General features: G+C 67.0%; 7 protein-coding genes. 2 read left to right on the top strand and 5 right to left on the bottom strand.

Features of this window, described 5'->3' with window-relative positions; genetic code table 11:
* Positions 1 to 102 precede the first annotated feature (102 nt).
* On the top strand, positions 103 to 1,365 hold the full coding sequence (locus Q0L30_RS15200) for an oligosaccharide flippase family protein (protein WP_296657813.1): 1,263 nt from the start codon (positions 103 to 105) through the stop codon (positions 1,363 to 1,365).
* Complete coding sequence (locus Q0L30_RS15195) at positions 1,362 to 2,183, top strand: glycosyltransferase (RefSeq protein WP_296657810.1); 822 nt, start codon at positions 1,362 to 1,364, stop codon at positions 2,181 to 2,183. Before Q0L30_RS15200 ends, Q0L30_RS15195 begins: the two co-directional genes overlap by 4 nt.
* A 43-nt stretch (positions 2,184 to 2,226) precedes the next feature.
* Here the strand turns inward: Q0L30_RS15195 and Q0L30_RS15190 are convergent, their stop codons facing one another.
* From Q0L30_RS15190 to Q0L30_RS15170, 5 genes are all read right to left on the bottom strand, one after another.
* Positions 2,227 to 2,865, bottom strand: coding sequence for an N-acetyltransferase (locus Q0L30_RS15190; RefSeq protein ID WP_296658040.1), 639 nt, complete (start codon positions 2,863 to 2,865; stop codon positions 2,227 to 2,229).
* A gap of 84 nt (positions 2,866 to 2,949) precedes the next feature.
* Positions 2,950 to 4,299 (bottom strand): aminotransferase class I/II-fold pyridoxal phosphate-dependent enzyme, encoded by a 1,350-nt coding sequence (locus tag Q0L30_RS15185; RefSeq protein ID WP_296657807.1) that lies wholly within the window; start codon positions 4,297 to 4,299, stop codon positions 2,950 to 2,952.
* Positions 4,300 to 4,335: 36 nt separating this feature from the next.
* Positions 4,336 to 5,259: a UDP-3-O-acyl N-acetylglycosamine deacetylase gene (locus Q0L30_RS15180; protein ID WP_296657804.1), complete on the bottom strand. Its 924-nt coding sequence runs from the start codon at positions 5,257 to 5,259 to the stop codon at positions 4,336 to 4,338.
* Entirely contained in the window at positions 5,256 to 12,914 is a 7,659-nt protein-coding gene (locus Q0L30_RS15175; RefSeq protein ID WP_296657801.1) for a type I polyketide synthase, read from the bottom strand. The genes Q0L30_RS15180 and Q0L30_RS15175 overlap by 4 nt, the downstream gene beginning before the upstream one ends.
* Positions 12,911 to 14,437: an LTA synthase family protein gene (locus tag Q0L30_RS15170; RefSeq protein WP_296658037.1), complete on the bottom strand. Its 1,527-nt coding sequence runs from the start codon at positions 14,435 to 14,437 to the stop codon at positions 12,911 to 12,913. Before Q0L30_RS15170 ends, Q0L30_RS15175 begins: the two co-directional genes overlap by 4 nt.
* Between the last annotated feature and the right edge of the window lie 2 nt (positions 14,438 to 14,439).

Below are 14,439 nucleotides of genomic sequence, written 5' to 3'. Positions count from 1 at the left end.
AATGCCTGGCCCTTTCCTTCCGATAACAATATCGATAATGCCTGTCCCGCGCCGGCCCCGTATGCTGCGTGAGCACCCGGCCACCCCGGGCGCCGTGCGGCCATGCTGAGCCTGAAGCGCTACGCGAACCCCGACGTCGCCCGCGCATTCGCAAACATCATGTGGCTCGGCCTCGAGCGGGTCACGCAGATCGCAGTCGCCATTGCGATCAGCGGCATACTCGCGCGCTATTTCGGCCCCGATGTCTTCGGCAAGTGGCAATACGCCAATACGCTGCTGCTCGTGCTCGCGCCCATCACGTGGGTGTGCGGCGCGGAAATCCTCGTGCCGACCATCGTGACCCGGCCGCCAGAGCAACTGGGCACGGTGCTCGGCAGCGCATTTGCCTTGCGCATCGGCGTGTCCGCGGCGGCGCTGCTCGTGACCTGGGCCGGCATCGCGACGGGTGCGGCCGATCCGCTCGTCGGCGCCATGCTCGCGGGCCTCGCGGTCACGATGTTGTTCCGCGAACCGTTCGTCGGCGTCATCAACGCCTGGCTGCAAAGCATGACGTACAGCAAGCCGCAGTTGCTGGCGAGCATGACGACGGCCATCCTCAAGGCGCTCTTCGTCTGGCTGCTCGCGCGCGCCGCATTCGGGCCCGCGAGCTTCGGCTGGCTGTGGGCAATCGAATCGGCGGCAATCGGCGCGGCCCTCGTGCTTTACTTCCGGCGCCGCCACGGCGGCAAGCTCGGCTGGCACGTCGACCGTACGCTCTTTCGCCACTTCGCCACGGCAGGCACCGTGTTCTGGATCGGGCTCATTTGCATGTACCTGTTCCTGAAACTCGACCGCCTGATGCTCGAACGCACGATCTCGTTCGCCGACCTCGGCCGCTATTCGGCCGCGCAGCAGTTGAACGAAAACTGGATCACGCTCGCGCTGATGCTCGCGCAAACCATCGCGCCCGCGTTCGTCTACCGCGTGCAGCAGAGCGCGCAGCTGCGCCGCAATCTGCTGCGGCTCTTCATCATGACCGCGGCGTTGATGGTGTCGGGCGCGCTCGTGCTCGACGCCCTCGCGGGTTTCATCATCGGCCGCGTGTTCGGCCCGGATTACACGGAGGCAGTCGGCATTTTCCGCTGGGCCGTGTGGCTTTCCGTGCCCGCGGGAATCGAGGCAATCGGCAACCTCGTCGTACTTAAATACCAGGCCAAATTCGTGCTGCTCGCGAAGTGGCTGCTCGCGCTCGCCGTGGCGTTCGCCGTGAACCTCATCGCCATTGACCGCCTCGGCGCATACGGTGCGCTCGTGGGACTTGCGGCGGGCTATGTCGCCGCTGCAAGCGTGAACTTCTATTACATCCGCCTCAAGCTCGCTTCATGACGAACCCCATTGCAGGCGCCGCGCGTAACGGTGCGCTCGCCGACGTCGCCGTGCTGATGCCCGCCTATAACGGCCAGGCCGACGTCGAACGCTCGCTGGCTTCGTTCAGTGAGGACGCAACGATTTACGCGCTTGTCGTGGACGACGGCAGCACGCCGCCGATCGTCGCGCCCGACGTGCCGGGCATGTGCGTGGAAATTCTGCGCATGCCCAGGAACGGCGGCATCGAGCGCGCACTCGAAGCGGGTATCGAAGCACTCGCCGCGCGAGGCTTTCGTTATGCCGCCCGCATCGATGCGGGCGATCTCGCGTTCGCGCACCGGCTTGCGAAACAGCGCGCGTGCATGGAGGCAACGCCCTCGCTCGCGGCGCTCGGCATGTGGACGCAAGTCGTGAATCGGGCAGGCGAGCCGCTCTTCGTACTGAGGCCGGCAGCCGACCCCGCGCGTTTGCGGCGCGAGCGCCTGTTGCGCTCGCCACTTGTTCACCCTTCGGTGATGCTGCGCGTGGAGGCTGTGAAGGCCGTGGGCAACTATCGCGTGAAATATCCGGCGGCCGAGGATCTCGATCTGTTCCTGCGGCTGATGGAGCGCTACGAATGCGCGAACCTGCCGGAGCCCGGGCTCTATTACGAGCTCAATGAAGGCGGTATCAGCGCGACAAAGCGGCGGCGGCAAATCGTTTCTACGCTGCGTTTGCAATGGCGCTATTTGAACGTGCTCAACTGGCGCGACTGGGCGGGGCTCGCGAAGAGCTTGCTGCATTTTGTGACGCCGTACAGGACGTTGCAGCGCGTGAAGCGCGTGCTGTTCACGTGAAAGCCTGAGCCGACTTCGACGGATATGTCGAGCATCTTGCGTCTCAATCAGTCATACGGGGACTGAAACGCATTCGAATCGATTCGAGATCGTCAGGCGACCGGCGTGAGCGCGGGCGCGGCCGCGCAACCTCGACGAAACCGTGCCGCCGATACAGCGCGGCCGCACGCGTGTTGCTCACGAGCACGTCGAGTACGATCTCGCGCTCATCCGGCTCGCCAGCGAGGCCGCGCATGCCCGTGCGCCGCGCGTCGCCGAAGAGTGCGCTAAAAACACCCGTGCCGCGCATTGCCGCCGCGACGGCACAGTGTGCAACCCGCGTCTGGCTGCGTTTCGGCTTCGGCAGTTCCTGTTCGAGTACGAGCCCGCGCAGCAGCATCGGGACCGTGCGGCGCAGTCCGAAATGCCGCAGCAGTATCCACGCGATGTGCGGATCGTCTGCGCGCACGTCTCTGCCGTCATGCGCGGCGAGCACACCAACGATCTCGCCGCTCGCATCGAGTGCTACACGATGCCGTCTCCAGGAAAATCGCCCGGCGGAAAGCGCGAATGCATCGCGCAGGAACGCCACGCACTCGCCGGATGAAACCCCCAGGAAAAACCGGAATTCCCGCTCTCCGGAAGCGTAGACGAGTGGCGCAACAGCAGCCGCATCCTCCGCGCGCGCCGCGCGAAAGGTCAGTGCGGGCGGCGGCGCCGACGCTCCGGGCGCGTCGGCTGGGAAAACGAGCGTGGCTTCAGGTCCGGTCGCCACGATGTCGTCCCGCTACCTTTTCGCAATGCGCGCGAGCGTATCGACTGTATGCGTGATCTGCTCCGGCTTGTGCGTCGAGCAGATGAAAAAACGCAGCCTGGCTGCCCGTTCTTCGACTGCCGGATAGAAAATCGGCTGCACATTGATGCCTTCCTCGAACAATGCGTTGGCCCACTGTGCCGCCTTGAGCGAGCTGCGTGCGATGACGGGCACGACGGCGTAGCCCGCGCTCGCGCCCGTATCCAGACCGGCTGCGCGCGCTTCGCGCAGGAACTGCCGGCCGCGCGCCTGCAGCGTCGCGACCCGCTCGGGCTCGGCAAGCATGCGATTTAACGCCGCGAGCGAGCCCGCCGCGAGTGCCGGTGCGAGACCGACGCTGTAGAGAAACCCTGGCGCAAGATGGCGCAGCATGTCGACCAGCGGCTGGCAGCCCGCGATAAAGCCGCCGCAGCCCGCGAGCGTCTTGCTCATCGTGCCCATCCAGAGATCGACGTCGCCGCTCGACACGCCGCTATGCTCGCGAATGCCCCTGCCCGCTGCACCGAGCACGCCGAGCGAGTGCGCCTCGTCGACCATCAGGAACACGCCGTGGCGCCGCCGGATCTCGACGAACCGCACGAGATCGGGCAGATCACCGTCCATGCTATAGAGCCCTTCGATGACGACGAGCACATTGCGGAATTCGTGGCGCACGCGCGCGAGCAGCGCATCGAGTTCGCGCCAGTCGTTGTGGGCGAACGAGAGGCGTTTTGCGCCGCTCAACTGCGCGCCTTGCACGATGCTGTTATGCGCGAGCGCATCGTGGACAATCAGATCGCCTTGCCCGAACAGGGCGCCGATCACCGTGACGTTCGTCGCGTGGCCGCTCACGAATGCCACGCAGTCGTCGGTGCCATACAGGCGCGCGAGCGCCTGTTCGAGTTCCCGCTGCACCGGGCGTTCACCCGCGACCATGCGGCTCGCGGACGCCGAGGTGCCGTAGCGGTCGATCGCGTCTTTCGCCTGAGCCGTCACGTACGGGTCGCCGGACAGCCCGAGGTAGTTGTAGTTCGCGAAGTTGATGTACTCGCGCCCGCCGATACGGGTCGTGGCGCCTGCCGCGCCCTCGTGCACGCGAAAGAACGGCGACGACACGCGCAGCGCGTCGCCCATCTGGCGCATGAGGCTCACCTGCCGATACAGCGGCATTGCCTCGAAGCGCGCGCGTGCGTCCCAGGCACCACCCGCCGCCGCACCCGGTCGCGCAGTGGCGTTCACGGCCGTGCCTTCGCCGTGCACCTGCACCGCACCCGAGACGCGCTCAAGGTGGCGCTTGAGCGCCGCCGCCGCAAGCTGCTTGCGGATCTGCTCACCCATTCCCATAAAGTGCTGCCCCCCTGATCGAAGGCCGGCGCGGTGCTATATCGCGCATTCGGTCCACTCCCACGCATCGCGCTCGGCGAGCAGCGCGGCAAGCAGCCGGAAGTTCATTTCGTGACTCGGGCGCTGCGCACTCACGCGGCCAAGCAGTGGCGCACCGGCAAGCGCGAGGTCGCCGACGAGATCCAGCACGCGATGACGCACGAACTCGTCGGGCAATCGCATGCCGCCCAGCACGCGATTGCCGACGATCGGCGCCGTGCACGAAGGGCGCGCCCCGCGCAGGATCGGCATGCCGCGCATGTAGCCCGAGACGATCGCGGGCACCGCCCATTTCACGCGCCCATACGAGCGCGACGGCGCGATCTCGCTAGCGAAAACGTCGGGCGTGAGCGCGCCGCTCCATTGCATGTCGCCGAAGCCCCTGAGATCGTTGCACACACACATTTCGTAGCGCGCCGCAGGTTCGATGCGCATTTCGCGGCGCTGCGCGCCACTTCCGTCGACGACCACAACCGGCTTGAGCACGCGAATGAAGCACTTCGGTTGCGGCAGCGCCTCGCGGCCGCAGGCGCGAATCGCCTCGATCCATGGCAATGCGCTGCCGTCCAGAATCGGCACTTCCTCGGCGTCGATTTCGACCACCGCGTGGTCGATCTCGCAGGCCAGCAACGATGCGAGCAAATGCTCAACCGTGCGCACGCCAAGCCCGTTCGCTGCGCGCAGCATCGTGCACAGCGGCTGCGCATGCCGCAGCGCGGGCTCCGCGCGCAGCCACACCACTTCACGCCTGTCCTCGATGCGCCGAAACACGATGCCCGGCGACGCATCCGCCGCCCTTGCATCACGCACCGGCACGATGCGCACGCTCACGGCGCGGCCCGTATGCAGTCCGTGGCCGCGCATCGTCAGTTCGCGCGCGAGCGTACCCTGACTGGTCAGCCAGCCTGCCGGTACGCTCATTGCACCGCCTCCGTTTCGACGGTCTGGGCGGCGTCCGGCGCGCCGGCGGCGCGCGCGACCGGTTCGCCGTCGAGGGCGTGCTGGCTCGCCAGTTGCGCAATCGTGACGCCGCGCGCATCGACCTGAGACACGCCATCGTCCGCACGGTCCTCGTTCGCTTCGACCGCATCGACCGCATCGACCGAATTCGCAATACGCACCGCGAGCGAGCGGATCGTCGCGCCCTGCGCAATCGCCATCACCGAGAGCTTGACCTCGAACAGCTCTTCGACGGCGAGCCCCAGTTCCATGCCCATGAGCGAGTCCATGCCCAGGTCGGACACGGCGCGTTCGAGCTCGATGCGCTCGGGCGCGAGGTGAAGAATGTGCGCGATCTGCGCGCGCAACGTTTCTTCGACGAGCGCAAGCGCGTCGGCACGCGGCATCACGCGGATGCGCTCGCGCAAGTGCTGCGTGCCCTCGCGCACGGGCTCCTGCGCGCCGGGCGTGCGCATCGATGCGTAACGGCGCGCGAGCGCTGCGGGCATGCCGCGCGAAAGCGCCTGCCAGTCGAGCCGCACGACGGCCTCGCCCGCTTCGCCCGCAAGCAGCACGCGTTCCAGCGCGGCAAGCGCTTCCTCCGACGAGATCGACGCGCCGCCGATGCGCGACTGCAACGCCTCACGCGTTTTTTCGTTGCGCGCGAGAAAACCAACGTCTTCGAGCGGCCCCCACGCCATGCAGGTGCCGGGCAGTCCCGCTGCGCGGCGCGTTTCAACGAGCGCTTCGAGAAAACTGTTGGCGGCGACGTAGCTCGACTGCCCCGGGTTGCCGAGCACTGTCGTCGCGGAGGAGTACACAATAAAAAAGCGCAAATCATGGCCCGCCGTCGCACGATGCAGATTCCATGCGCCCGCAACCTTCGGCGCGAGCACCGCTTCGAAACGCGCATCGTCGAGATTGCGCACGAGACCGTCGTCGATGTGCATGGCCGAATGCAGTACGCCCCTGAGCGGCGTGCCGCGCGCGGCAATTGCCGCGACGAGCGCCGTGACAGCCGCTGCATCGGTCGCGTCGCACGACACCACATCCACACTCACTTGCGCTTCTTCGCGCCAGCGCGCGATCTCCTTGCGCGCCGCGTCGTTCAGGACGCCGCCGCGGCTCGCGAGCGTCAGGTGGCGCGCGCCGCGCGCAACCATCCAGCGCGCACTCGCGAAGCCCAGGCCGCCCGTGCCGCCGATCACGAGATACGCACCATCGGCATCGAACTGCAACGTCTCCCTGCGAATCGGTCCGCGCGCCGGCGCGGGCGTGCCAGCCGGATAGCCGACGAGCACCTTGCCGATCTGCCGCGCCTGCTGCATGTAGCGGAACGCCTCCTCGACGCGCGCAGCCGGGAACATGCGATACGGCAGCGGATGTAGCACACCTTCTTTGAAGCACTGCATGACGTCGCGGAACAGACGCGTCGTCAGTTCGGGCAGCGCGCCCATGAGCTGGTCGGCGTCGATGCCGAAATAGCTGATGTTGTTGCGCAAAGACCGCAGGCCCAGGCGGCTGTTCTCGTAGAAATCACGCTTGCCCAGTTCGAGGAAACGGCCAAACGGGCGCAGCGTATCGATGCTGCGCACCATCGCCTCTCCCGCCAGCGAATTCAGGACGACGTCCACACCCGCGCCGCGCGTGGCGTCGCGGACCTGATCGGCGAACGCGAGGCTGCGCGAGTCGAACACTCGGTTCGCGCCGATAAGGCGCACGAACTCACGCTTTTCGTGGCTGCCCGCCGTCGCGAACACGTCGGCGCCGAGATGGCGTGCAAGCTGGATCGCGGCGATGCCGACACCGCCCGCGCCGCCATGCACGAGCACGCGCTCGCCGCGACGCAGGCGCGCCAGTTCGACAAGCGCATACCAGGCCGTAAAAAAGGTGGTCGGAATCGTCGCCGCTTCTTCGAACGTCATCGCGTCCGGCTTGTGCGTGAGCGCGCCCGCACGCGTTTGAACGCGCGTGGCGAACGACGCGGGCGCGAAGCCGAGCACGGCGTCGCCCGGCTGGAATGCGCGCACATCCGCACCGGCACGCGTAACGTGCCCGGACAGTTCCATGCCCACCGTCGCGCCCGCGAATCCCGTCTCGACGGCCTCGTCGGACAGGAGTCCCATCGCGTACATGACGTCGCGAAAGTTCAGGCCGGTCGCGACCGGCTCGATCTCGACCGCGTCGCCGTCGAGCACGCGCTCGGGCTGCGCAAACCATTCGAGGTTGCGCAGCGAGCCCGGCGATTCGAAGGCCAGCGCCACCGCACGCGCGCTGCCGTCGTCGTGCGGCGTACTGCGGCGCAGCGCTTCGGCCGCATCGAGCATGCGCGGCACGAAGCGGCCGTGCGCGCCGAGCAGCACTTCCTCCTCCCCGTCCGCAGCAAGCAGTTCGTTCGCGAGCGTGGCAAATGCGCCGTCGCAGGCGCACGACACGTCGATCAGACGGCAGCCCAGTTCCGGATGCTCGTTCGCCAGCACACGGCCGAGCCCCCAGAGCGTCGCCTGCTCCGGGCGACGTGCTGCTGCTGCGGCGGCGGCTCCCTTCGGCACGAGGCTCGCGAACGGTGCGCCGTCCTGCGTAATGACGCTCAACTGCACCGGCACGCTCGCAGCACCGAGTTCGCGCACGAGCCGCGCGAGCGCGAGCGATGTCGCGCGCTGGGCGCGCATGACGGCGGCGCCATCGGCGTCGGCGGGCAACGTGGCATCGGGTGCCATGAACACGAGATGCAACGGCGCGTGATCGGGCGAGATGCTGATCGCGTGCAGCGTCTGCTCCACGTCGGCTTGCGTGATGACCGTGACGTCCGCGCCGCGTTCGCGCAATACCGATGCCAGCCCCTCGGCGCACGCATCGGCTTTGGCACCGGCATGGATGACGAGCCACGGTGCATCGGACGAAGCGGACGCAATAGGCAGCACGGACGGCACCGCGGCGACCGACGGCATGCCCGCCGCTTCGTGAAACGGTGCGCGCGCAACTATCAGCGCAGGCGTCCCCTCGTACTCAATGCCCTGCTCCGCGAACGAGACGATATCGGCAAAACCCGCTGCGTCCAGCATATGCACAATCTGGGCGGCAGTGAGCGACGTTGCCGCTGTCACGCCGGACGGTCCGAACACGATGTCGGCGAAACGGCTGTGGCGCGATTCTGCAATCACGACGAAGGCGCCCGGCGCGAGCCAGCCGCGCAGCGCGGTCAGCACCGCGAGCGGATCGCGCTGACCTGCCAGCAGCCGGTTCACGATCACGATGTCGTAGGGCGCGTCATCCTCGGCCTTGAGTGTGAAGCGCTCGCCCGTGACAAGCGTGACGAGGCGAGCCGCGCAGGTGCCTTCGGCTAGCAGCGCCGCCTGCTGCGGACCCGTGCACGCAATTGCGTAGTCGCAGCGCCCGGCGGGTAGCGCGAACTCCAGAGGCCGAGGCACTTCCACGTCCGGATGGCCGATCTCGAGCACGCGCAGACGGCGCGGTGCCTGCCATGCCGCCACCGCGCGCGCCGTAAAGGCGCCGATCAGCGCGCGCACATGCGACCACGTCGGCGAGGCTTCGAAGAAGTGTTCGACGAGACTGTTGCCCGTCGCGGACATCGTCTGCTCCGGCTGCAGCTCGCCCTTGAGCAGCGCAGGCAGCAGCGCGCCGCAGTGCGCGAGCAAGGTCAGTTCGGCGACGTGCGCGGGGGACTGTTCGAGCAGGCTGCACCACAGCTCGTCAACGTGCGGCAACGCCTCGCAGGCTTCGGTGTTGCGCATGAGACGGTGGCCGTCGAAGCGTGCAAGGCCATCCTCGACGAGCATCGCCGCAAGACGCGCCGTGAGGTCCGCAAACGGGCCGCCGGGCAGCGCCGGGGCGTCGAACGCACCGCTCGCTTCGAGCGCCCGCAGCGCGTAACCGCTCGCGAGCACGTCGATGAGCGGCAGCACCTCGGTCAGATGCATCGCACGGCGCGCGCGCTCGTCGCGCATGGCGAGCGTGCTCACCGCATCGTCGAGCAGCGTGGCCGATGCGGGCAGCGACGACGCATCGAAGCCGCCCGCAAGCGGACGCGCTTCGAGACGCCAGGCATAGCGGCCCGGCTCGGCGTGGCGACGCGCCTGCAGATCGACGCGGCGGAAACGGCACTCGCCCAGGCGGGCGACGACACGCCCTTCGCCATCGAGGAAATCGAACGACGCGACGACGGAATGCGGACTGCGCCGCTCGATCGTCGCAAGCACGCGCTCGACGGTATCGCCGCGCAGATACTCGACGCGGACAAACTGCACCGGCACATACGCGGCGCGGCTGGCAGCGCCGCCCTCGTCGGCGAGCAGCGCGAACAGCGGATGAAAACCCGCATCCATCAACGCGGGATGCAGCAGATACGGCGCCGCCACCGGCGTGTCGAGCGCGGCGAGCGCCATGCCATTCGCCATTTCACTAGCCACGCGCACTTCGCGCACCAGCCGGAACGCAGGGCCATACGAAAGTCCGATCCTCTTCGTGTTCGCGTAGAGCGTGTGTGCGTCGAGAGCGGGCCGGACCGCGAAGGCATCCAGCACGGCCTCGGGCAGTGCGTCGCGCGAAGCAAGCGTCGTGCCGCTCGCGAGCAGGCGGCCGACCACGTTGGTCGCCCAGGCGTCCTCGCTCATGCGCTCGCGCGTCTCGATCGTGAACGCGGCCGTGCGGGTATCGATCGTCAGACGGAACAGTTTTGCGTGCTGCGGCTGGAACACGACGGGCTGGCGAATTTCGACATTTTCGAGCGCGCACGACGGTGTGCCGAAGAATTCGCACGCGGCGGCGAGCGCCATCTCCACAAAACCCGCGCCGGGGAATGTCACGCCGCCGTCGACGACATGATCCGCAAGGAACGGCACGCGCGCCGGATCGATCTGGTTTTCCCATGCGAACGCGTGTTCGCGCAGACGGTAGCCAAGCAGCGGATGCTCGCGGCGGCGGTCGGCGAGCCCATAGCCTTCGGCAGTCTGCGTGACCCAGTAGTGCTCGTGCTGCCATGGATAGCGCGGCAATGCGACTTCCGCGCAAGCCGGCCGATACGCGACGAGGCACTCGCGGTCAACTTGAGCGCCGTGTGCCACCGCGGACAGGATCGCGCGATGCAGCGTGAGCGCGCTGTCGTGATGGCGCTTGAGCGTGGCGAGCGTGACGCCTTGCACCTTCAGCGCATCGAGCGACTGCTTCACGTACATGCGCAGAATCGTGTGCGGGCCGACTTCGACAAAGAGCCGCACGCCCTCGTCCACGAGCCGCGCGATTGCCTCGCCGAAACGCACCGGCTCGCGGATGTTGCGCCACCAATAGCCGGCATCAAGCGCCGTGCCGTCGAGCGGCGCGCCCGTCACGGTCGAAACGAAACGGCACTTGCCCGCACGCGGTGCGATGTCCGCGAGGCGCTCGTACACCGTCTTCTCGATTGCGTCCATGTGACGGCTGTGGAACGCGTAATCGAGATCCAGCAGCTGGAAGAATTGTCCGCTCGCGGCCAGCGCCTCCTGAATCACCTCCAGGCCCGCGAGCGAACCCGCCAGTGTCACCGACTGCGGGCTGTTGATGCCGGCCACCTCGATGTCGTCCGCCAATCGAAGGCGCTCGATCAGCTCGCATGCTTGCGCCTCGCCGATACCGGCGGCAGCCATGCGGCCCGCGCCGCGCGTCGTCGCCTGCGCACGGCTGCGCGTCTTCACGACCCGCACGGCGTCCTGCAGCGTGAGCGCGCCAGCGGCCCACGCCGCGGCAACTTCGCCGACGCTGTGACCGACGCTCGCGCAGAACCCCACGCCGCGCGCCTCGATCGCCCGCACGATACCCACCTGGATCGCGAAGAGCAGCGGTTGCGCGTGTTCGGTTGCGGCAATCATCTCGTCCTCGACGCCCGCCGAGAGCGCCGCCATCAGCGATGGGCTGCCGTCGGCGCACCAGAGCGCGTCGACTTCCGCAACAGCCGCGCCAAACGCCGCATCTTGCGTGAGCAGTTGCTGACCCATGCCCGCCCACTGCGCACCATTGCCCGAAAACACGAGCGCGACGCGCGCGTCATCCTGGATCACCTCGCCACGCACGACGGCCGCGCACGCATCGTCGCTATCGGCTGAAGCGAGCGCGGCGAGCGCCGCCCACGCTTCGTCGAGACTCGACGGCGCGACGATCGCACGCTGTTCGAGCCACTGGCGGCGATGTGCGGCCGCGCTCGCAAGCACGTCCCACGGCACGCCTGCATCGAGTTGCTCCGAATAGCGCGCAGCTAAGGCGGCAAGCGTCGGCTTCGAGCGCGCGGACAGCACGAGCGGCGCAAGACCGGGTGAAGCCGACGCGGGCACCGCGGCACTGCGTTCGACGGCAGGCGCCTGGGTGAGCACAACGTGCGCATTCGTGCCGCCGAAACCGAACGAATTGACGCCCGCGACAAGCGCATGGCCGTCCTCGCCGATGGGCGTAAAGCGGTCGACGACGCGAAGGCGGCCAGCCTCGAAATCGATGTTCGGATTGGGCACATTGAAATGCAGCGTGCGCGGCACGGCGCGATGCTTCAGGCACAGGATCGCCTTGAACAGCCCTGCCATGCCCGCCGCAGTTTCCAGGTGGCCGATGTTGGTCTTGACCGAGCCGATCAGGAGCGGCTTGCCGGCAGGACGGCCGGCACCCGCGACCTCGATCAGCGCGCGTGCCTCGATCGGATCGCCGACCGCCGTCCCCGTGCCGTGCGCCTCCACGTAATCGACCGTGCGCGGATCGATGCCTGCGCACGCATAGACCTCGCGCAACAGCGCGGCCTGCGTCGCCGCACCCGGCACGCTGATGCCGCCCTGCGAGAAACCATCCGAATTGACGCCGGTTCCGGCGATGACCGCATGAATCGCGTCACCGTCCGCGAGCGCGCGTTCGAGCGTCTTCAGCACGACGACCGCGCCGCCTTCGGCACGCACGTAACCGTCGCCGGTAGCATCGAACGCGCGACAACGACCGCGCGGCGAAAGCATCGACGCCTTCGAAAAGCCCACGAAACCGAACGGATGCAAAAGCAGGTTCACGCCGCCCGCAAGCGCCATCTCGACATCGCCCGACTGCAGCGCGCTCACGGCCTGATGAAGCGCGACGAGCGACGACGAACACGCCGTATCGATCGTCATGCTCGGGCCGCGCAGATCGAACAGATACGAAATGCGGTTCGACGCGATGCTGAGCGTATTGCCGGTCGCCGAATACGGATCGACTGAATTGAGGTCATCCATGCTTCGATTGGCATAGTCGGTACTGGCGGCGCCGACGTAGACTGCACAATTGCGCCCGCGCATGTCCTGCGCACGCATACCGGCATCTTCGAACGCCTCCCAGGTCAGTTCGAGCAGGAGACGCTGCTGGGGATCCATCTGCGTCGCCTCGCGCGGCGAGATGCCGAAGAACCCGGCATCGAAACCGGCGACATCATCGAGCACGCCCGCAGCGAACGTATAGCTCTTGCCGGGCTCGCGCTTCGACGGATGTTGATAAAACCCGGTACCGAAGCGCTCCGCCGGAATCTGTGTGACGGCGTCTTTCTCGCCTTCCAGCAGTTTCCAGAACGCCTCCGGCCCGTGTACGCTCCCCGGAAACCGGCACGACATGCCGACGATTGCGATCTTGCTGTTATTCATGGGCGCTGTACCTTCTCCACCGTGCTAACCGATGCGTTGCACTGGCCCGCTTTCTCCATGGCGTGGAGCAGCGCGGCGCCAAGATCCTCGACGGCTCTGTCTTGCAACCTGGCGGGCCGGCCTCCAAAGTTTCGCCAGATGAAGTAGTTGCTAAGGGCAGGTACGTTGCCGAGCCGTTCGAATACGTGGGATAACGCCGGGACGTGATCGCCGTAAAAGCACAGGATCGTGTCGCGACGGCGTTCGCGCAGATGCGCGATGAGGCGGCCGATCATGGCATCGGCGTTCGCAAGATGGCGCAGGTAGGCGGTGAGATCACGCCACGCGGGGTCCTCGCCGAGCTTGTGGTAGTGCCCGGCCGCACCCGCTTCGACTGATTCCAGATGGAGCGGCCCGTGATTTTCCATCGTCATCGCGAAGATGAACGCGGGCTGCGAACGGTTTTCGTCGAGCAGCGCGACGATACGGTCGAGCACCGCCGCATCGGAAACATATGGGCCGGCGCGCGGCGCGCGTGCGAAAGCGCGAATGTCGAGAAAGCGGTCGAACTGGAGCAGCGGAAAAACGCGGTCTCGCCCAAAAAAATCCGCGAAAAACGGGTGAACCGCCACCGTGCGATAACCGGCGTGTCGAAACCAGCCGGCAAGCGATGCGCAGGTGCGGCGCACAAATGCGTAGGGATAAAAGCGCGCGTAGCCAAGCTGCGACGACGGCAAACCCGTGAGCAACGCAAACTCCGAACGCATCGTGTTGGCGCCCCATGCGGGAACGGTCAGTCGGCCGTGTTCGAGCGATTCGCAGCAGGCCTGGTCGAAGTGTGCGAGAAGCGACGGATCAATCCCATCAGACAACGTGCGCGGATCGAAGAACGACTCGCACTGGATCACGATCACGTCGGGATGACTGTGTAGCGCCTTTGTCTGGGCGAACGGGCCGGCAGCGACCGTACGCGCGAATGCCCGAAAAATGGCTGGACGCATGCCGTTCAGCAGGTAGGCCACGAAAACTGCGAAGAACCCGTGATGGCGCTGGTCTTCGTGCGGGTCGAGGCTGAGTTGCAGGCGCGCCGCGCACAGGTAGCCGAGCGCGAGGCATGCGGCGGCACCCGCTACGCCAACGACTGCGGCGGACGCGGGCAACGTCGTATCGAGGAAGAAACCGGCCACCAAAACCGCGCTGCCGGTCGCGATGGCCGCGATCGTCACCGGGCTCAGAAACGGCAGGTAAAGGCGCGGATGGGCGAATAGCTGGCTGAAGAGGCTTAGGTCCGTGAAGACGAAAGGCTCGCGCAAGGAAGCGTATTTTGCATTACTGACAGCGCCGATGAGTATGACCAGTGCGAGCGCAACGAACGCCGCGAAATGCGGACGGCGCGTGAGTGCGAGGGTCACGCAGACGAGGAACAGCACGCTCGTGGCGTGGAGGGCGAAGGCGATGGGGTGGCGACGCGAGGGTGCGCGCGGAATGACGAAGATGTCCGCACCGAGTGACAGCCCGATGGCGGCGACGAGCGTTATCGCTATTG

The sequence above is a fragment of the Paraburkholderia sp. genome (assembly GCF_024281035.1).
Taxonomy (GTDB): domain Bacteria; phylum Pseudomonadota; class Gammaproteobacteria; order Burkholderiales; family Burkholderiaceae; genus Paraburkholderia.
The sequence above is the reverse complement of the archived record's forward strand: the minus strand, read 5'-3'. Positions and strand labels throughout refer to the sequence as shown.

What these genes read in the sequence shown, in the direction of transcription:
- Q0L30_RS15200 (WP_296657813.1), top strand. Translation starts at nt 103, where the DNA reads ATGCTGAGCCTGAAGCGCTACGCGAACCCCGACGTCGCCCGCGCATTC.
- Q0L30_RS15195 (WP_296657810.1), top strand. Translation starts at nt 1,362, where the DNA reads ATGACGAACCCCATTGCAGGCGCCGCGCGTAACGGTGCGCTCGCCGAC.
- Q0L30_RS15185 (WP_296657807.1), bottom strand. Translation starts at nt 4,299, where the DNA reads ATGGGAATGGGTGAGCAGATCCGCAAGCAGCTTGCGGCGGCGGCGCTC.
- Q0L30_RS15180 (WP_296657804.1), bottom strand. Translation starts at nt 5,259, where the DNA reads ATGAGCGTACCGGCAGGCTGGCTGACCAGTCAGGGTACGCTCGCGCGC.
- Q0L30_RS15175 (WP_296657801.1), bottom strand. Translation starts at nt 12,914, where the DNA reads ATGAATAACAGCAAGATCGCAATCGTCGGCATGTCGTGCCGGTTTCCG.